Source organism: Alloalcanivorax gelatiniphagus (assembly GCF_005938655.1).
In the GTDB taxonomy this organism is placed as follows: Bacteria; Pseudomonadota; Gammaproteobacteria; order Pseudomonadales; family Alcanivoracaceae; genus Alloalcanivorax; species Alloalcanivorax gelatiniphagus.
The window spans coordinates 226,426-245,608 of the sequence record NZ_VCQT01000044.1; the positions used below are offsets into that span (position 1 = coordinate 226,426).

Sequence of the window (19,183 nt, forward strand, 5' to 3'; positions counted from 1 at the left end):
CGAGAACAATAAGGAGATCATCATGAAAATCGGTTTCTTCGGCGTGGGCAACATGGGCGGCCCGATGGCCGCCAACCTGGCCGCCGCCGGCCACGACGTGACCGCCTTCGATCTGGTGCCCGCCCTGCTGGTGGCCGCCGAGGAAAGTGGCGTGCACACCACCGACACCCCGGCGGACGCCCTGGATGGCGCCGAGGTGGTGATCAGCATGCTGCCCTCGGCGGCGGCGGTCACCGGCCTGTACCTGGGCGACGACGGCATCCTGCCGGCGATCGGCGCGGACGCGCTGATCATTGACTGCTCCACCATCGACGCGGCCACCAGCCGGCGGGTGGCGGAAGCCGCCGAGGCGTCCGGGCGGCAGATGATCGACGCGCCGGTGTCCGGCGGCGTGGGCGGCGCCCGCGCCGGCACCCTGACCTTTATCTGCGGCGGCAGCGAAGCGGCGGTGGAACGGGCCCGGCCGATTCTCGACGTGATGGGCAAGAACGTGTTCCGCGCCGGCCCGCCGGGGGCCGGACAGGTGGCGAAAATCTGCAACAACATGCTGCTCGCCGTGCACATGATCGGCACCGCCGAAGCGCTGCAGATGGGTGCCGACCACGGCCTGGACCCCAGGGTGCTGTCGGAGATCATGCGCGTCAGTTCCGGCGGCAACTGGTCCCTGGAGGTCTACAACCCCTGGCCCGGCGTGATGCCCAACGTGCCGGCGTCCAACAATTACGACGGCGGCTTCGGCGTCAATCTGATGAACAAGGACCTGGGCCTGGCCCTGGAAGCGGCGCTGGCCTCGCGCTCCGCCACGCCCATGGGGGCCCTGGCGCGCAGCCTCTATGCCAGCCACGCCAACCAGGGTTACGGCAATAAGGACTTTTCCAGCATCCTGGCGCAGTTCAAGCGCAAGGAAGAAAGCTGATCAGGCGTCCTGAATGCGCCGCCAGGGACGGGCGGCCTCCAGTTCATAGGCCAGTTCCAGCAGGGTACGCTCGCCGCCCTGCACCGCCGCCAGCTGCACGCCGATGGGCAGCCCCTCGGCGCTGGCACCCAGCGGCAACGAAATCGCCGGGCTGCCGGAAGCGTTGTTGGCCGGCGTGAAGCTGGCGTATTTGATCAGCCGGTCGATCAGCGTCTCGAACGGCAGGGTCGGGCTCAGGTAACCCAGCTCCGGCACGGTACGGGCCAGCACCGGCGACAGCACCACGTCATAGTGGCGGAAGCTGTCCGCGTACTCCTGCCAGGTGCGGCGCAGGCGGTAGAGCACCGCCGGCGTCTTCCACAGCCGGCGGCGATAGTAGGCCGCCAGGCCCAGGGTCAGATCGTCCAGCCGGTCGGCCTGGAACCCGGCGCCGAACAGCCGCGCGCCGAAACGGCTGACCATGAACGCCATCATCCCGTAGTAGGTGACGAAGTCGTCGATGAACGAGGGCTTCAGCGGGATCGGTGCTTCTTCCACATGGTGTCCCAGGTCCGCCAGCAGCCGGGCGCTGTCCTCCACCGCCGCGCGGGTGTCCGCGTCGGTGGCGCTGCCGGTAATGGAATCCAGCACCAGCCCCACCTTCAGCCGGCGCCGGCCCGGGCCGGTGACCTCGCCGATGGCCGGCAGTTTGGGGTTGCGGTAATAGCGCTCGGCGGCGGCGAAGAAAGCGGCGGTGTCGCGGACGCTGCGGGTCAGCACCCCTTCGCTGATCAGATCCACCGGCAGGGACTGGGAGGCCTCCGACTTCACCAGCCGGCCCCGGGTGGGTTTGAGCCCCACCAGGCCGCAGCAGGCGGCGGGAATGCGGATCGAACCGCCGCCGTCATTGCCGTGGGCGATGGGCAGAGCACCAGCGGCCACCAGGGCGCCGGCGCCGCCGGAAGAGGCGCCAGAGGAATAGCCGGTGTGCCAGGGATTGCGGGTGGCCGGCTGGTCCATGAACTCGGTGCTGGCGCTGAAACCGAAGTCCGGCAGCCGGCTCTTGCCCAGCAGAACGAAACCCTGGGCAAGAAACTGGCGGGTGAAATCGCTGTCCTTGTCCGCCGGCCGGGTGTGCACCGCCGCCGAGCCGTGGCCGGTGGCCAGGCCGGCCACGTCGATGTTGTCCTTGATCAGGGTGGGCACGCCGGCAAAGGCGCCGCCGCCGCAACGGGCCGCCTCGCCACGGCCGCGCTCGAAGGTCTCCAGGGCCACCGCGTGCAGTTGCGGGTCCACCCGGCCGATGCGCTCGATGGCGGCTTCGGTCACTTCAACGGCGCTGACCGCGCCCTGCTTGATCAGCGAGGCCAGCCCGGTGGCATCGTGATCGCCCAGGGCGTCGTCGGTAAAGGCGTGCAGGCGTTGGCGCGGATCGCTCATCGGGGTGCCCATGGTGGCCCTCCTGTTGTTGGCCGCTTGTTGTGGCCGCTTGTTGTTATGTGGCCGCCGTTTCGCGGAAGTATCAGCACCTGAATGTACCATGGTGCCAAATTCAGAGCGGGCCAATTGCGGCTGCCCGGGGGCCCGGTTGGGCGTACAGTTGGGCTTTCGTTTTACGGGAGAGAGACCATGCAATTCGACTTCAATGGCCGGCGGGTGATCGTGGCCGGCGGTAGCAAGGGCATCGGCCGCGCCATCGCTCTGGGCTTCGCCCGGGCCGGCGCCCGCGTGTCGGTGTGCGCCCGGGGCGAGGCCGCCCTGGAGACCCTGCGCGAGGACGCCGCCGGCGACGGCCTGGCCCTGCACACCGCGCCCTGCGATATCGGCGACAAGGCGTCCCTGGAAGGCTATCTGGAAACCGCCCTGGCCGAACTGGGGGGCCTGGACGTGCTTGTCAATTGCGCCTCCGCGTTCGGCCGCGACGACAACGAGGACGGCTGGATGCGCAGCGTGGAGGTGGACCTGATGGGCACCGTGCGCGCCGCCCATCTGTGCCTGCCCCACCTGAAACAAAGCCCGGGGGCCACCGTCATCAATATCGCCTCCATCGCCGCCCTGCACGCGTCCACCCGCACCGCCCCCTACGCCGCCATCAAGGCGGCGGTGGCGCACTACACCGGCAGCTTGGCGGTGGCCATGGCGCCCCACGGGGTACGCGTCAACGGCCTGGCGCCGGGCTCCATCGAGTTCCCCGGCGGCGTCTGGGACCAGGCCCGCCAGCACAATCCGGATCTCTATCAACGGATACGCGGCGGCATTCCGTTCGGGCGCCTTGGTACCCCGGAGGAGGTGGCCAACGTGGCCCTGTTCCTGGCCTCCGATCTGGCCAGCTGGATCACCGGCCAGACCCTGGTGGTGGACGGCGGCCAGGTTCTGTCCTGAGCCCCGCCCCGGGCCGAAGGCCCGGCGGCGCGCGCTCAGGCCCGCGCCCGTTCCACCCGTTTGCCGTTGGCCAGCATCCGCCGGGCCAGACGGGTGAGCCCGCCGATGCTGTCCACCACCGCGTCAGGCCGGTGCGGGTGGGTGACGGTGCCGGGGAAGATTTTGTCCAGCCAGCTTTGCGACCAATGGGCGCCGTTGTAGAAAATGGCGGTGACGCCGGCGTCCTTGGCGGCGATCACATCGGTGGTGCTGTCGCCGGCATACCAGCAATGCTCGCCGGGCGTCAGGCCGAGCTGGTCCAGGGCCTTGAGCAGCATGTCCGGCGCCGGCTTGCGGTTCTCCACGTCGTCCCCGCACACGGTCACATCGAACAGGTCCTCCCAACCGTTGCCGTCCACGATGCGCAGCTCGTGTTCAAAGAAATCCCGCTTGCGGTTGGAGATCACCCCCACCGGCACCCCGGCGGCCCGCAGCCGTTCCAGCTGCGGGCGGATATCCGGCTCCAGCGGGTGCACGTCGTCCACGTAGTTTTTGTAGCAGGCATCGAAGGCCTCATGGATACGCCGTTTGGCGTCGCCGTCGGCGCCGAACAGCACCTCGAAGATGTCGGTCCGTGAAATCTTGCGCTGGGCGGTGATCTTCGGGTGCAGCTTGTGATGCTCGCGGACGTATTTCACCAGCTTGGCGTCCTCGATGGTCTTGGACTCCTGGGGCTCCAGCAGCCGGTCCCACAGACCCAATTCCTCCAGACGCGGCAGCACATCGTCCACGGCGTGGTACATGGCGTCGTGGGTGTCCACCAGGGTGGCGTGCCAGTCGATCAGCACCGCCGTCGGCGGTGCGTGGGGCAGTTGCAGAATACTCACGGTAGCGCGTCTCCTCGCTGTCCCTTACTCGAATGACCTTAACGCAAACCGGCCGGCGGCGCCGCTCATGCCGCCCGGCCTGCGCGGGCGGACGCGGCGGGCCTATTTGGCGGCGGCCATTTCCTCCCGGTAGGTGCCGGCCAGACGGGTTTTGGCTTGCTCATCCAGGGCGCGGCCGGCCAGCTGGAACACTTCCTGTTCCTCTTCGTCCAGGTGGTGGGTGACCAGATGCTGGAGTTTTTTGGCGGTGGCCACCCAGCCCGGTGAACTGAAGTCGGTGTTCTCCAATTCTTCCACCAGCTCATCGATCTCGTGGTGTTCGGCCACGCTGTGGCGGGCTTTTTCCTGGGTCAGGTCCTGCTCCATCATCGGCACGTACAGGGCCCGCTCCTCGGCGGCGGCATGGGCGGAGAGTTCCTTCTTCACCTTCTCGAACAGTTCCTCGCGGCCTTCGCTATCACCGTGGGTTTTGACCAGCAGATCCAGCAGCGTTCGCTGGGTGTCGTGATCGGCGCGCAGCGCTTCGAACAGATTCATGGTCTCCATCTCCTTGGCGTTTGCAGGGTTATTACTGTACCGCCAAAGCGCCGCCACGCCGTCCCCGCTTTACCGGAATTTACCCTTATTCATCGCCGCTGCTTTCCCAGCGGCGGGCGCCGGCGCCGGTCTCGGCCAGGGTGTCCCCCGGATTGCGCAGGCGGCAGGCGGTGAGCGACAGGCAGCCGCAGCCAATGCAATCGTCGAGCTGGTCGCGCAGCTGGGTGAGATGCTCGATACGCTCGTCCAGATCCTGACGCCAGCGCGCCGACAGGCGCGACCAGTCCCGGGCCGTGGGACTGCGTCCGGGCGGCAGCGCGGCCAGGGCACCGGCCACCTCCGCCAGCGGAATACCGATCCGTTGCGCCACCTTGATCACCGCCACCCGGCGCAGCACGTCGCGGTGGTAGCGGCGCTGGTTGCCGGCGCTGCGGTGGCTTTCGATCAGGCCCTTGCGCTCATAAAAGTGCAGCGCGGACACCGCCACGCCGCTGCGTTTGGCCACCTCGCCCACGGTCAGGGCCTTGCCCATATCGATGGCCGGCGGGTCCATGGGAGCCTGGCCGGTGACTCCGCCTTGCCGGGTGTTTTTCGTCATTGTTGACCTCAATATTGGTTAAGCTTTTATGCTGCCTTCCCTTTCGTCACGCCACAAGACGTAGAATGGCGTTTTCATCCGTTCAGCCGCGAGGAGCGTACGTGTCCGACATCATCGCCATCGACGGGCTCAGCAAGACCTACGAGTCCGGGTTCACCGCCCTGCGCGATGTGAACCTGCACATCCGCAAGGGCGAAATATTCGCGTTGTTGGGCCCCAACGGCGCGGGTAAGACCACCTTGATCAGTATTGTCTGCGGCATCGTCAACCCGGGGTCGGGCACCGTGACCGTGGATGGCCATGACATCCGCCGGGACTACCGGGCGGCCCGGGGCCGCATCGGGCTGGTGCCCCAGGAGCTGTCCACCGATGCCTTCGAGACGGTGTGGGCCACGGTGAGCTTCAGCCGGGGCCTGTTCGGCAAGCCCGCCAATCCGGCCTATGTGGAAAAAGTGCTGCGCGATCTGTCGCTGTGGGATAAGCGCAAGGACAAGATCATGGCGCTGTCCGGCGGCATGAAACGGCGGGTGATGATCGCCAAGGCGCTGGCCCATGAACCGGACATTCTGTTTCTCGACGAGCCCACCGCCGGTGTGGACGTGGAGCTGCGCCGGGATATGTGGAATCTGGTACGCGGCCTGCGCGAGCGGGGCGTGACCATTATTCTCACCACCCACTATATCGAGGAGGCGGAGGAAATGGCCGACCGGGTGGGCGTGATCAGCGGTGGCCAGATCATCGTGGTGGAGCACACCCGCACCCTGATGGAAAAGCTGGGCCGCAAGGAACTGCGCCTGCAATTGGCCGCGCCCCTGGAAACGGTCCCGGCGGCGTTGGCGGATCTGAACCTGGCCGTGGAAGCGGACGGTTACGAACTGGTGTACAGCTTCGACGCCCGCCACGACCAGGGCGACATCGCCGGGCTGCTGCGCCGGCTCGGCGAACAGGGCATCGAGTTCCGCGATCTGCGCACCCGCGAAAGTTCGCTGGAGGATATCTTCGTGGACCTGGTCCACCACCGTGGCACGGGAGACCAGTGATGAACCTGCATGGCGTAAAGGCAATCTACCTGTTCGAGATGGCGCGCACCTGGCGCACCCTGCTGCAAAGCATCGCCTCACCGGTGATTTCCACCTCGTTGTATTTCGTGGTGTTCGGCTCGGCGATCGGTTCGCGGATGGTGGAGATCGACGGCATCAGCTATGGCGCCTTTATCATTCCCGGTCTGATCATGCTGATGCTGCTCAACGAGAGTATTTCCAACGCGTCCTTCGGCATCTACATGCCCAAGTTCACCGGCACCATCTATGAGGTGCTGTCGGCGCCAATCTCACCGTTGGAAATCGTGCTCGGCTATGTGGGCGCGGCGGCCAGCAAGTCGATCATTCTGGGCTTGCTGATTCTGGCCACGTCGCGGCTGTTCGTGGATTTCAGTATTGCCCATCCGTTCGCCATGGTCGGCTTTCTGATGCTCACGGCGGTGACCTTCAGCCTGTTCGGTTTCATTATCGGGGTGTGGGCGGACGGCTTTGAGAAGCTGCAGATCATTCCCATGATGATCGTCACGCCGCTGACCTTTCTGGGCGGCACCTTCTACTCGGTGAACATGCTGCCACCACTCTGGCAGACGGTGACGCTGTTCAATCCGGTGGTGTATCTGGTCAGTGGTTTTCGCTGGAGTTTCTATGGCGTGGCCGACGTGCATCTGGCCGTGAGCCTGGGCATGACGCTGCTGTTCATGCTGTTGTGCGTGGGGCTGATTACCTGGATCTTTAAAACCGGCTACCGGTTGCGAACCTGAGCCTGCCCACTCCCCGTAGGAGCGGCTTTAGCCGCGATCGCGGTTGAAACCGCTCCTACCGGGCAGGCGGCGAAGGGCTATTTCTTCTCGGCGCGTACCTTTTCCTCGATGCGCTTGCCGATGGTTTCGTCCACGTTGCGCCAGTATTCAAACACCCGGGACAGCACCGGCTCTTCCACGCCGTCCAGCACATGGCCGGCCACATTGTTCACCAGCCGGTCCCGGGCGGCGTCATCCATCACCTTGTTCACCAAGTCGTTGGCCTGGTTGAAGTCGCCGTCGTCCGGGCGCAGCGTGTAGGCGGCGCGCACGAACTCGCCGTCCGCCGCCCATACCGCCTGTTCCGGATAACGTTCCGGGTCCGCCGCCGGGCCGCCCTTGGAGTTCAGGGCATAGACCGGGTCGCTGGCGTTACGCATGCGCATGGCGCCGCCCTTGCTGTAACTGTGCACCGGGCATTTCGGTTCGTTGACCGGAATCTGGCGATAGTTCACGCCCAGCCGGGCGCGGTGGGCGTCGGCGTAGGAGATGGCCCGCGCCAGCAGCATCTTGTCCGGGGAAAGGCCGGTGCCGGGCACGAAGTTGTTGGGCTCGAAGGCGGCCTGCTCGATTTCGCTGTGGAAGTCGCTGGGGTTGCGGTCCAGGGTCAGCTTGCCCACCTCGTGCAACGGGTAGTCGTCGTGGGGCCATACCTTGGTCAGGTCGAACGGGTTGATGCGGTAGGTTTTCGCATCCTCGAACGGCATGATCTGCACATGCAGGGTCCAGCTCGGGTGGTCGCCCCGCTTGATCGACTGGAACAGGTCGCGGCGGTGGTAGTCGGCGTCGCTGCCGGCCATTTCGTCCGCCTGCTGCTGGGTCATGCACTTGATGCCCTGGTCGGTCTTGAAGTGGTACTTCACCCAGAACCGCTCGCCGTCGGCGTTCACCCACATGTAGGTATGGCTGGAGTAGCCGTTCATGTGACGCCAGGTGGCGGGCACGCCCCGGTCGCCCATCAGCCAGGTGACCTGGTGGGCGGATTCCGGCGCGTTGGTCCAGAAATCCCATTGCATGTCGTTGTCGCGCAGGCCGTTGTCGGCGCGGCGTTTCTGGGAATGAATAAAGTGCTGGAACTTCATCGGGTCGCGCACGAAAAACACCGGCGTGTTATTGCCGACCATGTCGAAGTTGCCCTGCTCGGTGTAGAACTTCACCGCGAAACCGCGCGGATCGCGCCAGGTATCCGGGCTGCCGGCTTCACCGGCCACCGTGGAGAAGCGGATCAGCACGTCGGTTTTCTTGCCCGGTTGCAGGAAATCCGCCTTGGTGTAGCGGCTCATGTCCCGGGTCACCTGGAAGTGGCCGAAGGCGCCGCCGCCCTTGGCGTGGGGCTGGCGGTCGGGAATCATCTCCCGGTTGAAGGCGGCCATTTGTTCCATGAGGTAGTGATCGTGCAGTACGATCGGACCATCCGGCCCCACGGACAGGGAATGTTCATCGCTGGCGACCGGGATACCGGCGTCGGTGGTGGTTGGCTTGCGATTGTCACTCATTACGGGTTCTCCCTCCTGCTGTCCGCGCACCCGCATGAACCATCCGGCGGCGCGGCACCAAAAAACGGCGAGCAGCGGCCCCGGGAATTCCAGGCCGCTTCAATTGCCGTCACGCTTTGGGATACAGTCGCAGGGCATGGCGACCACGGATAGAGGCCGCCAATCGAACTTTACAAGAATTAATGAACGGTGGGATGGCCCGCGCCACCGGCTCGGCGACCATGGCCAGCCCGGCCGCCGCCGCTTACCATGACTGGAATTGCAGACAGCGACGACGCCCGTGAACCTCGCCCTTACCGACATTTTGCTGCTGGCCGCCCTGGTGATCATGGCGGCGCTGTTCTGGCGCGCCCAGCGCATCCGCGAGACGGCGCTGCGCGCCACCCGCCGGCATTGCGAACAGGAGCAGGTGTTGTTGCTCGACCAGACCGTGGGCCTCAAGCGGTTGCGGCCGCGCCGCGATGAACACGGCCGCCTGCGCCTGTGGCGGCTTTACGAGTTTGAGTTCACGGTCACCGGTGGCGAGCGCTATAAGGGCGAAACGGAAGTGCTGGGGGAGCGGGTGCGGCGGGTGGTGCTGCCACCACACCGCTTCACCCGCGAGCCGGACCAGCTGCACTGAGCCCGGGGGCTCAGACCCGCTGGGCCTCGGCGGCCGGTTCCGGCTGCTCCAGGTGCACGTCCATTTGCGGGAACGGAATGGCAATGCCGGCCTCGTCGAAGCGCCCTTTGACGCGCTCGGTCAGCGCCCATTTCACCGCCCAGTAGTCGGCGGTTTTCACCCACGGCCGGCACACCAGGTTGACCGAGCTGTCCGCCAGTTCGCTGACCGCGATGGTGGGGGCCGGCTCCGGCAGGCAGCGCTCCTCGGCGGCCACCACCTCTTCCAGAATCCGCTTCACCTGGCTCAGGTCCGCGTCATAGGCCACGCCGAACACCAGGTCCAGGCGCCGGGTGGGCTTCTCGGAATAGTTGACGATGTTGCCGGCCATGATCTTGCCGTTGGGCACCGTGATCACCTTGTTGTCGGCGGTGGTCAGCACGGTGGCGAAGATGCGGATCTCGCTGACCGTGCCGGCGGTGCCGGCCACTTCCACGTAGTGCCCTTCCCGGAACAGTCGGAACAGAATCAACATGACGCCGGAAGCGAAGTTGCTCAGGGAATCCTTCAGGGCCAGGCCCACCGCCAGGCCGGCGGCGCCGACGATGGCCACCAGGGAGGTGGTCTGCACCCCCAGCCGGTCCAGGGCCGCGATCACCACGAACAGGAACAGCACCACATGCACCAGGCGGCCGAGAAAACGGGCCACGGTGCTGTCCAGGCGCCGCCCGAGGAGCGTCTGTATCCAGTTGCTGAGGCGGCCCACGATCCACAGGCCGATCAGGAAGACCAGCAGGGCCGCCAGGATGTTCCAGACGTAGGGCACCAGGTTCTCATTCAGGAAGGCTTGCAGCTGCCCGGTGTATTGATCCATCGATACGCGCTCCATTCAGGCGTGAAAAAAGCATAAACATACCCGCCGGCGGCGGGCTGTCCAGACCCGGGTGACTTTTTTTGTTGATTAGGCGCCGCGAAGGCTGGAAAGCAATGTAGGAGCGGCTTCAGCCGCGATCCGTGGTGGCGTGCCATCCGCATCGCGGCTGAAGCCGCTCCTACGGTGAACTGGCGGGACAAAAAAAGCCCCGGCGAAGCCGGGGCATAGGCACTTACGGAGAGAGAGGGAGAATTCAGCCCCAGCCGAACAGCCCGTCGAGCAGGCCACCGAGCAGGTCGCCCAGGCCGGGAATGCCTTCCAGCACATCGGAGATCGGGGCAAGAACGGTTTCCAGCAGGCCCTCGTCGCCGGCCACGGTGTCCAGCACCATCACCAGCGGCTCACCCAGGGCGGGAATCTGCTCCAGCAGAGCGCCCACCGCCGGAATCAGCGCGAAGTCCTGATCGAGCAGACCGCCCAGCAGGTTTTCCAGGCCGGCTTCGCCGTCCAGGGGGCCGCCGCTGAGCAGGCCGCCGAGCAGTTCGTTGGTCAGGTCGCCCAGCACCGGCACTTCTTCGAGCAGGCCCAGGGCCGGGTTGAGCAGGTCGCCCGGGTTGCTCGGGTCGACACCGCCTTCGCCGCCCAGCAGGGTGCCCAGCACTTCGTTGAGCAGCTCACCGGCCACCGGCAGTTGGTCCAGCGCGCCGGTCAGGTTGGCCAGCGGGTCGCCGCCTTCACCGCCGCCATCGACCGCGCCCATCAGGGTGCCGAGCAGCGGGTTGAGCAGGTCGCCGAGTACCGGTACTTCGCCCAGCAGTTCGGGGAACTGGCCAAGCTGGTCGCTGGCGGAGGTCAGGCATTGCAGCGGGTCACCGGATTCGCAGTTCACCGCGCCGAGCAGCTGGCCGACCAGCGGGCCCAGTACCGGCACCTGGTCCAGCACTTCCTGCACCGGCTCGCTCAGTTGTGACAGATCGCCGCTGGTCAGTGCCTGGGACAGGGCTTCCAGGTCCAGGCTGTCCAGGGGCAGGCCACCGGCATCGCCACCGGCCAGGCCGTTGAGCAGGTCGCCCAGCACCGGCACTTCCGCCACCATCTCCGGCAGGCCTTGCAGTTGTTCCAGCAGCGCGAATAGCGGGTTGGCGTCTTCACCGCCGCCGTTTTCCAGGGCTTCGCCGATCAGGTCACCCACTACCGGGATGCCGGCCAGCAGTTGCGGCAGGGTTTCCAGCAGGTCCAGGTTGCCCGGATCGCTATCGATGGCGCCCAGCAGGCTGTTCACCAGTTCGCCGGCCACCGGCACCTCGCCCAGAGCATCGGTCACCGGGGCCAGCAGTTCGCCGGATTCCAGCAGACAGGTCAGCGGATCGGCGGTGGCGCCGCAGATCTGGTCCACGCCGGGCAGGCCGCTCAGGTTGAGCACCGAGCCCACGCCCTGCAGCACCTGGGTGATACAGGCCTGGGGATCAAACTCGCCGGCATTGCTGGCCAGCGGGCACACCGCGGTGGTCAGGGTGTTGGCGGTGCTGATCAGCAGCTCGCCGCTGGCCAGGTTGTTGGCCACTCCGGTGAGGCAGGTTTGCGGGTTCAGGGCGTCCTCGCAGCCGAGCACGGTGAACACGCTCTGCAGGGTCTCCGGGGTGGTTTCCAGCACGTCCACCACGCACAGCACCGGGTTGTCCGCGTCCGGGCACAGCGCCTGGGTCACCGGGCTGGTACCGTCCAGCAGGCCGGTGATGGTGTCGCGCAGGTAAACGGTGCTTTCCATCACGCAGTTGGGCAGGAATTCCACGTCGGACAGGCTTTCCACCAGGGCGGTGTCGGTGCCGGCCACCGTGTCGGCGCACACCAGGCCGAGCAGGTTGTCGTTGCCCAGGGAGATATCGGTGAGCGCTTCGTTTTCACAGGTCACCACGTCGATGGCCTGGCCCAGCGGCACGTTCAGCACCGTGCTGGGGCAAACGGAAGCGGTGAAATGGTTGCTGGAGTCGATCAGACCGACGGTGGCTGCGCGCTCCTCGTCGTCCATATCGTCACCGGGGTTGCCCGGTTGGTCCGGATCGTCCGGGTCGCCGGGGTTGCCCGGATCACCAGGATCGCCCGGGTCGCCGGGATCACCCGGGTTATCCGGATTATCGGGGTTGTTGGGCGTTTCCGCGCCGCCATTACCCGTTGAGCCGCCGCCGCTGCTGCCGCCGCCGCCACCACAGGCGGCCAGAGCCGCCAACATCATCATCAAAACCAGTGTTTTCGCCAGGGACCGGAACATGATCCACCCTCCTTGAGTTTTATCCGTATCAGTCGCTGTCCCCTCCCCCCTACAACCGGACTAGAAGGGCGACAGTGCACAATTGGAATGTACAAAGGGTGGCAATGAAAAAATGTCGGCCTTGCTTTAAGAGCTGTTACGGCGCCACTCAAACGCAACCCGGGCGCTTCAAAATGTGTGCGGCATGTAACGTCTTGGTAATGTTTTACGTTCCGGACGGGCCAAAATAGCGGAATGTGCTGGATATCTTGTTATTTATAACCAAAAGCGTGCTATGCGCGGATCGAGGCGCCTTGCCGCCCGTCTGTCGCAAAAAGACAACGCCCCAAACGAAAAGGGGCGCGCCGATTGGCACCGGCACGCCCCTCACTTTCCCGTGCCTGGCACGGGGGAGAACCGGGTCAGAGCTGCTTGAGCACGGTCTCGGCGCTGCTTTCCTCCACACCCTTGGCGTCCACGCCCAGGTACTCCACCACGCCGTCATTGGCGATCAGCGCGAAGCGCTTGCTGCGGATGCCCAGGCCGGCACCACTGGCGTCCAGTTCCAGCCCCAGCGCCTTGGTGAACTGGGCGTTGCCGTCGGCCAGCATGGTGATCTTCTCGGCGTTCTGGTTGTCCTGCCAGGCGCCCATCACGAAGGCGTCGTTCACCGCCATGCAGCCAATGGCGTCGACTTTCTCAAGAATCTCGTCCGCGTTCACCACGAAGCCCGGCATGTGGGTATTGGAGCAACCGGGAGTGAAGGCGCCCGGCACCGCGAACAACACCACCTTGCGGCCCTTGAAGAAGTCGCCGGTGGACAGGTCCTCGGGGCCTTTGGCGCCGTTGGTCTTGATGGTCACGTCGGGGAGTTTGTCGCCTACGGCAATGGTCATGGTCGTGTCCTGTGAATTGCGGAAAGGACCACGAATGTAACAGACCCGGCCGTGCCGCGCCGAGCCCGGACCGGCGCATCGGCGCCGGGGGTAACGTAAAAGAGTGTTGCCGGGAACCGAAGGAGCGCCTGCGATCAGAACGTTTCCCACTCGTCCTCGTTATCGGCCTCCCTTTGGGCCTTTGCGGGTGCCGGTGCAGGTGCGGACGCGGCCTTGGCCGGCGGCGGAGAAAGCACCTTTGGCCCGGCGTCCTGGACAGGTGCCGCGTCATCGTCCCCCAACACGAAGGCATCAAGCATTTGCTGCAGTTGATCCGCCTGATCGCGCATCCGGCTGGCGGTAACGCTCGACTGGTGGACCATGGCCGCATTCTGCTGGGTCATGGCGTCCATTTCCGCCACCGCCGTATTAACCTGGCCGATACCGGTGCTCTGTTCCTTGGCGCCGGCGGAAATTTCACCGATCACATCGGTCACCTTGGCCACGCTCTCGGCGATCTCCTGCATGGTGGCCCCCGCATCACGCACCAGCTTGGCCCCCGATTCGGTATGGGCGGCCGAGGCATCGATCAGGGCACGAATCTCCTTGGAGGCGGTGCTTGAGCGCTGCGCCAGGGTGCGCACTTCTTGCGCCACCACCGCGAAGCCACTGCCGTGCTCACCGGCACGGGCGGCCTCCACCGAGGCGTTCAGTGCCAGAATATTGGTCTGAAAGGCGATCGAGTCGATCATGCTGATGATGTCACTGACCTTGCTGGAGGAATCGTGGATATCCGCCATGGTTCGCTCCACATCCTGCATGGCCGACTCGCCACGGCGTGCCACTTCACCGGTGCCCAGCACCAGCTGATTAGCCTGTTGAGCCGACTGGGCGCTGTGATCCACGGTGGAGGTGATCTCCTCCATGGAAGCGGAAGTCTGCTGCAGGTTGGCGGACGCCTGCTCGGTGCGCGAGGCCAGTTCCTCGCTGCCCTGCGCCATTTGCGTCGCGGCTTCACGCACATGGCGGGTACTCGCGCGCACCTCACGAAGGGTGTCCTGCATCCGCGACGCAAAGAGGTTGAAGCCCCTGGCCAACTGGCCAACCTCGTCGTGGGTGGAGACGTCGATGCGCTGCGTCAGATCACCCTTACCGCTGGCGATGCTCTCCATGGTCCGGGCGGCCAGGCGAATCGGTTGCACGGTGCGCTTGACCAGATAGCCCGCCAACAGCGCGACGGCGATAAACAGCGTCAACGCCGTGAGCAACGAGCTGATGATTGAGCTTCGCAGATTGTCGTTGGCCGCCGCCCGAACCTCGGCCATGTCTTCATCAACATCCACCGCAAAGACGCCGGCGCCCAGCATCCAGCCCCATTTATCCAGCCCTACCGAATAGGAATACTTGGCTTCGTCTTTTTGTGTTCCCGGGTGCGGCCAGACGTACTGATAGAAACCGCCGCCGGCCTTGGCTTTCTCGATCAGCCCACGAATGAAGTAATCACCGTCGGGGCCCTGCGTGTCGATCATGTTCTTGCCTTCGAGATCGGGGTTGATGTGCACAACGCCGGTGCCCTCGTAATCAAAGACGAAGAGGTAGTTATTGCCGTCAAAACGAATCGACCGCAGCATCTCAGCCGCACGGGCCTTGGCGTCCGCGTCGTCGGGGCCCGCCTGGTCATAAATGGGGGCGATGGCGGTCTTGGCCGCCAGCACCACGTCCTTCACCGCTTGTTCCCGGCTTTTCAGCAGTTCTTCTTTCTGGTGCGCCAGGTTTTGCTGGCTGGCCTCAATGCTCTGATAGGTCTCCATCCCCACCAGGATGAGCGTGACCAAGAGCATGGGAACCAGCACCAGAGTCATGGTCTTGGTGTTCAGATTCCAGCGGCTGAGTTTGGATTTTTCCGTTTGCATCAAGGTCTTTTCCATATCGATACGCGGCATTTCTCAACGTATCGACATTCACGTTGAGCAACTTTAGAACTATCGAATAAAGACCCTGGAAAGTGGTTTTTCACGCACGCAATAATGCAAATTTACGCTATGAATAAAATTATCTTTTCGACCAATACGACAACAAGCCGCCCACCGTGGGCAACGTAAAAGAGTGTTGCCTTTGCCCTCCGCGGTTTGAACCGGCGACCTCCGGACCCCAGGCTGTTGCCCACGCATTCATTGCAACGGCAAAGGAGACAGTGCCATGAGTCAGACCATCGTCATCACCGGCGCCAACCGGGGCATCGGCTACGACATGGCGCGCCTGTGGAAGGCGCGGGGCAACCACGTCATCGCGGTGTGCCGCAGCCCGGCGGAAAAGAAAGGCAAGGAAGACCTGCACGATCTCGGCATCCGCGTACTGGAAGGCTATGACGTGAGCAAAGCGGAGGACGTGGCGGCGCTCAAGGAAGAGCTGGGCGACACGCAGGTGGACGTGCTCTACAACAACGCCGGCATGATGGAGAACGAGACCCTGGAGGAGATGAACTTCGACACCATGCGCCAGCAGTTCGAGGTGAACACCCTGGGCCCGCTGCGTGTCACCCACGCGCTGCTCGACAATATGCGCGAGGGCAGCCGGGTGGGCCTGATGACCTCGCGCATGGGGTCCGTGGAGGATAACGATTCCGGCGGCCGCTACGGCTACCGGGTCAGCAAGGCCGGCCTGAACGCCGCCGGCAAGTCCCTGGCCGTGGACCTGAAGGACCGGGGCATCCCGGTGGCGATCCTGCACCCGGGCTTCGTGAAGACCGATATGACCGGCAACAACGGCGACATCACCGCCGAGCAGGCCGCCCACCGCCTGGTGCAGCGCATGGACGAGCTGAACCTGGACAACACCGGTACCTTCTGGCACTCCGATGGCTCGGTACTGCCCTGGTAAAAATCATACCGATCGGGAATATTTCGCTGATTGCATGTCCCGCAGGCAAAACTTTTCCCGATCGGTAATTTTCTGGACCGGCTGGCCTAGCGCCGGCGGCGCAGCAGGCCGGCCACGCCCATGACCAGGAACGGCAGCAAGGACCAGGGGCCGGCGGCACCGCCGCTGCCGCCACCGCCCATGGACGGGCGCGGTTGCTGGAACATGGGCTGGCCATGGTCGGCCCGGTTGGCGGCCGGTGCCTGCGCCTGCCGCTGGGCCTTGGCCAGTTTTTCCAGGTCGCGGCGGTCCGCGTTGCGGCGCTCGATACCGTATTTCTCGAACATCTCGTCGCGCAGCACCACCATGGAGGTGTAGTCGGTGACCAGGCCGTATTCCAGGGCCAGGTCGGTGATGGCATCTTCCAGGTCCGCGTCGGCGCCGAAGTTGTCACGCCGGCGTTGCAGGTCCTGGATGGTGGCGTAGGCCCACAGCCGTTCCAGTTCCGGGTTGGCGCCGCCCTCGGCGGGGAACGGGAAGCGGGTTTGGTAGCGGCGGGTCTCGCCGCCGACCTTGGCGCTCAGGGTCACTTGCGCCGGGCCGTCGCCCCAGTAATGGCCGAGCACCACGATGCGTCCGCCCCGATAGATGGAGCCGATCCGCTCGGGGGTCAGGTCGGCGGTTTTCACGCCCTCGATGTCCAGGGTCACGTCGTTCATGGCCCGGTGGGTAAGCTTGCCGGTGGCCTGCATCAGCCGGCCAACGATGTCGTCGCTGTTGGAGACGCTCAGGGCAAAGCCATTACTGGCGTCGGTGAGGGCGGTGAGCAGCGGCCGGTTGGCGCTGTTGCCCATGATGAAGGTGAACAGCCGCACGTCGTAACGGTCCAGCAACTCCAGAAAACGCTTCTGCTCGGTGACGCCCACATTGGCCACCCCGTCGGTGACCAGGGCGATGCCGGTGGGCCGGTCCGCGTCCAGGGATTTCAGGCCGGCTTTCATGCCGTCGTAGAGGTTGGTGCCACCGCCGGATTGCAGCGTGGCCACCTTGTTCACGTAATCGCTCACCGCCTCCGGCGTCACCGCCACGAAGCCGGGGGTCAGTTCCCGGGTGCGGTCGTTGAACAGCACGATGCGGAAGCGGTCCTCCGGTTGCAGCCGGCCCAGCGCCTTGCCGACGCCGTCGGCCAGGGTGGCCAGCTTGCCGGCCATGGAGCCGGACACATCCAGCACGAACACCCAGTCGCGGCCGCCGGTGACCGGCGGCAGGTCGTCCCCGGGGGTCAGGCTCATCATAAAGGTCCCCCGGTCGCTGCCCGGCGCCTTGTAGGCCACCAGGTCCACGCTGCCGGGCAGGTCCGGCTGGTAGCGCCAGTAGACCACCAGGTCCCGGTCCAGGCGGAACGCCGGCTGGTCATCGGAGGGGGTGGTTTCCGCCTCCGCCTCCGGCTCGCCAGCCGGCTCGCCGGCCCGCGACGCGGCGGCCCGGTTGTCCAGGGTCACCCGCCACTGGCGCGGCCCCTGCTGGGTAATGGCGGCGCCGGGCTGGTCCGGTACCCGCACCGCCGCCACCGGGTAGCCGGTGCGCAGGTTCAGGGTAAAGGTGAAATGCTCCTCCACCCGTTCGTTGGCGGTCCAGAAGTCCAGCTGGCGCTGGTCCACCCCGCCCTCCTCCAGCGGGTACAGGTAGCGGCCGACGCCGGTGTCCTCGTCCACCGGCTGCATGTACACCAGTCGCACCCGGGTGTCCTGGCCGGCCCGCACCGGGCTGACCAGCACGTCGAAGGCCTTGTAGCCGTCCTTCTCAGTGAGCCCGGCCTCCCGGCCGGCCGCTTTTTCCTGCTCGTAGACCTGACGGGCTTTCTCTTTCTTCAGCACCTCGCCCACCACCGGCTTGCCGTCGATCCACACGGTGAACTCCGCCACCGTGCCCTTCTCCGGCACCGGGAAGCGGTAGTGGGCCTCCAGATCCCGGTCGTGGGGGTTGTGGAACACCTGCTCCACCTCGGTGACGGTGTAGCCGTCCTCCACGTCCACGGTGACGTGCTGCTCGCGCAGGGAAAGCGGCGGCGTATCGCCGTCGCTGGGGGTCATCAGCCCGGCCGCCCGGGCACCGGTGGCGGCCAGCATCAGCATCAATGCCCCGGCCAGCCAGCGGCTCAATGGATTCAACAAAGCCATGCGGTTCTCCTGTCTCTTATTTGAACGTCCCTTAAACGCCGTTCAATAGATACAGCAGAAACCGCCGTCTGCTAAACACCGTTCATTAACAAGACGTGTCGGGAGCCGTTCAATAGCGCCGGCCCGCCCCCCGCATCAGAGGTCGCAGCCCAACCCGAAGGCCGCCAGCCCCTCCACCAGATATTCCGCCAGCAGCGGGTGGCCCAGCAGGTAATCCGCGGTCTCCGGGGTCCACTCGTCCCGGGCCAGCCGCAGCGCGCCCTCCCAATCGTCCTCCTGGAAATCGCCGCGCCCCAGCCACATCAGCGCCACCACCTCGGTCTGCTGGTCCGGCTCCAGGTCGGCGATGATGGTGCGGAACTCCGCCTGGGATGGCTCACCGCCGCCGCTGGCCGGCGCCGGCGCGTCGCCGGGCTGATCGATGGGGTTGCTGCCGTCGTCCGGCAGGATGATGGCTTCCTGGGACTGGAACGCCTGGGCCAGCTCCACCAGCCGGCACACGGTCTCACTGCTGACATTGAGCATGGGATTCTCCTTCTCCTGGTCGGTTACCGCCGGCCCGGGGCCGGCGTCCACTGCATGGGAAAAGGGTGGCATGCCCGGGCCGGATCACAAGGTGAAGGACGTAAAAGAGGGTCTCAGTGTGGGAGCGTCAAGCCACGTCGTGGTGGGGCTCGGTGACATCGCCGCGCCCCGCCAATAGGCCAGCGACGGAAATATCCTCGTCCAGTTCCTCCCAATGGAGCCCCTGGCCGGTATAGCTGATCCGGCAGCCCGCCCGCTGTTCCGGCGTGGCATGCAGCAATCTTGGGAACCAGGCCAACGGGACCCCGAGAGCGCGACCGTCAGTCAGCTCCACCCACATGGTCTCGTTGTCGAAGGTCACTACCTTAGCGCTGGCTGAAGTGCTCATTCCAAGCCCTCTCGATCTC

18 protein-coding genes are annotated in these 19,183 nt (G+C 65.4%); 6 read left to right on the forward strand and 12 right to left on the reverse strand.

Features of this window, described 5'->3' with window-relative positions:
- The first annotated feature begins 22 nt into the window (after positions 1-22).
- Positions 23-916, forward strand: a complete 894-nt coding sequence (gene mmsB / locus FGS76_RS15240) for a 3-hydroxyisobutyrate dehydrogenase (RefSeq protein WP_138773494.1) — start codon at positions 23-25, stop codon at positions 914-916.
- Here the strand turns inward: mmsB and FGS76_RS15245 are convergent, their stop codons facing one another.
- Positions 917-2,347: an amidase gene (locus FGS76_RS15245; protein ID WP_240692558.1), complete on the reverse strand. Its 1,431-nt coding sequence runs from the start codon at positions 2,345-2,347 to the stop codon at positions 917-919.
- A 177-nt stretch (positions 2,348-2,524) separates the two neighbouring features.
- Here FGS76_RS15245 and FGS76_RS15250 point away from each other — a divergent pair, with 177 nt between their 5' ends.
- Positions 2,525-3,277 (forward strand): SDR family NAD(P)-dependent oxidoreductase, encoded by a 753-nt coding sequence (locus tag FGS76_RS15250; RefSeq protein WP_138773495.1) that lies wholly within the window; start codon positions 2,525-2,527, stop codon positions 3,275-3,277.
- Positions 3,278-3,312: 35 nt separating this feature from the next.
- Here FGS76_RS15250 and FGS76_RS15255 read toward each other — a convergent pair whose 3' ends face one another.
- The 3 genes from FGS76_RS15255 to soxR form a co-directional block, all read right to left on the reverse strand.
- The gene (locus FGS76_RS15255; protein ID WP_138773496.1) at positions 3,313-4,143 is read right to left on the reverse strand and encodes an HAD family hydrolase; all 831 of its coding nucleotides are present in this window, start codon (positions 4,141-4,143) and stop codon (positions 3,313-3,315) included.
- Between the two features lie 102 nt (positions 4,144-4,245).
- Positions 4,246-4,680, reverse strand: a complete 435-nt coding sequence (locus tag FGS76_RS15260; protein WP_138773497.1) for a hemerythrin domain-containing protein — start codon at positions 4,678-4,680, stop codon at positions 4,246-4,248.
- Positions 4,681-4,765: 85 nt separating this feature from the next.
- A complete protein-coding gene (gene soxR, locus FGS76_RS15265; RefSeq protein ID WP_138773588.1) occupies positions 4,766-5,233 on the reverse strand; it encodes a redox-sensitive transcriptional activator SoxR in 468 nt (155 codons plus the stop codon).
- Between the two features lie 146 nt (positions 5,234-5,379).
- On the opposite strand from soxR, the gene FGS76_RS15270 reads away from it, so the two are divergent.
- Both FGS76_RS15270 and FGS76_RS15275 read left to right on the forward strand, forming a co-directional pair.
- Positions 5,380-6,318 carry an ABC transporter ATP-binding protein gene (locus FGS76_RS15270; protein ID WP_205717276.1) on the forward strand — a complete coding sequence of 313 codons (939 nt, stop codon included), beginning with the start codon at positions 5,380-5,382 and terminating at the stop codon, positions 6,316-6,318.
- A complete protein-coding gene (locus FGS76_RS15275; RefSeq protein ID WP_138773499.1) occupies positions 6,318-7,079 on the forward strand; it encodes an ABC transporter permease in 762 nt (253 codons plus the stop codon). The genes FGS76_RS15270 and FGS76_RS15275 overlap by 1 nt, the downstream gene beginning before the upstream one ends.
- Before the next feature lie 77 nt (positions 7,080-7,156).
- On the opposite strand, the gene FGS76_RS15280 is transcribed toward FGS76_RS15275, so the two are convergent.
- Positions 7,157-8,614 (reverse strand): catalase, encoded by a 1,458-nt coding sequence (locus FGS76_RS15280; RefSeq protein ID WP_138773500.1) that lies wholly within the window; start codon positions 8,612-8,614, stop codon positions 7,157-7,159.
- A 280-nt stretch (positions 8,615-8,894) separates the two neighbouring features.
- Between FGS76_RS15280 and FGS76_RS15285 the strand changes: the two genes are divergently transcribed.
- On the forward strand, positions 8,895-9,236 hold the full coding sequence (locus tag FGS76_RS15285) for a DUF3301 domain-containing protein (protein ID WP_138773501.1): 342 nt from the start codon (positions 8,895-8,897) through the stop codon (positions 9,234-9,236).
- 10 nt (positions 9,237-9,246) lie between these two features.
- Here FGS76_RS15285 and FGS76_RS15290 read toward each other — a convergent pair whose 3' ends face one another.
- From FGS76_RS15290 to FGS76_RS15310, 4 genes are all read right to left on the reverse strand, one after another.
- Entirely contained in the window at positions 9,247-10,089 is an 843-nt protein-coding gene (locus tag FGS76_RS15290) for a mechanosensitive ion channel family protein (protein ID WP_138773502.1), read from the reverse strand.
- A gap of 253 nt (positions 10,090-10,342) precedes the next feature.
- Positions 10,343-12,358 carry a hypothetical protein gene (locus FGS76_RS15295; RefSeq protein WP_240692559.1) on the reverse strand — a complete coding sequence of 672 codons (2,016 nt, stop codon included), beginning with the start codon at positions 12,356-12,358 and terminating at the stop codon, positions 10,343-10,345.
- A 401-nt stretch (positions 12,359-12,759) separates the two neighbouring features.
- A complete protein-coding gene (locus tag FGS76_RS15305; protein ID WP_138773504.1) occupies positions 12,760-13,233 on the reverse strand; it encodes a peroxiredoxin in 474 nt (157 codons plus the stop codon).
- 134 nt (positions 13,234-13,367) lie between these two features.
- Positions 13,368-15,155 (reverse strand): methyl-accepting chemotaxis protein, encoded by a 1,788-nt coding sequence (locus FGS76_RS15310; RefSeq protein ID WP_240692560.1) that lies wholly within the window; start codon positions 15,153-15,155, stop codon positions 13,368-13,370.
- Positions 15,156-15,411: 256 nt separating this feature from the next.
- On the opposite strand from FGS76_RS15310, the gene FGS76_RS15315 reads away from it, so the two are divergent.
- Positions 15,412-16,092, forward strand: a complete 681-nt coding sequence (locus tag FGS76_RS15315) for an SDR family oxidoreductase (protein WP_138773505.1) — start codon at positions 15,412-15,414, stop codon at positions 16,090-16,092.
- Between the two features lie 86 nt (positions 16,093-16,178).
- On the opposite strand, the gene FGS76_RS15320 is transcribed toward FGS76_RS15315, so the two are convergent.
- The 3 genes from FGS76_RS15320 to FGS76_RS15330 all read right to left on the reverse strand — a co-directional run bounded on the left by FGS76_RS15320 (position 16,179) and on the right by FGS76_RS15330 (position 19,164).
- Positions 16,179-18,251, reverse strand: coding sequence for a VIT and vWA domain-containing protein (locus FGS76_RS15320; RefSeq protein WP_138773506.1), 2,073 nt, complete (start codon positions 18,249-18,251; stop codon positions 16,179-16,181).
- A 135-nt stretch (positions 18,252-18,386) separates the two neighbouring features.
- A complete protein-coding gene (locus FGS76_RS15325) occupies positions 18,387-18,776 on the reverse strand; it encodes a DUF3775 domain-containing protein (protein ID WP_138773507.1) in 390 nt (129 codons plus the stop codon).
- 127 nt (positions 18,777-18,903) lie between these two features.
- Positions 18,904-19,164: a DUF2442 domain-containing protein gene (locus tag FGS76_RS15330; RefSeq protein WP_138773508.1), complete on the reverse strand. Its 261-nt coding sequence runs from the start codon at positions 19,162-19,164 to the stop codon at positions 18,904-18,906.
- Positions 19,165-19,183 lie beyond the last annotated feature (19 nt).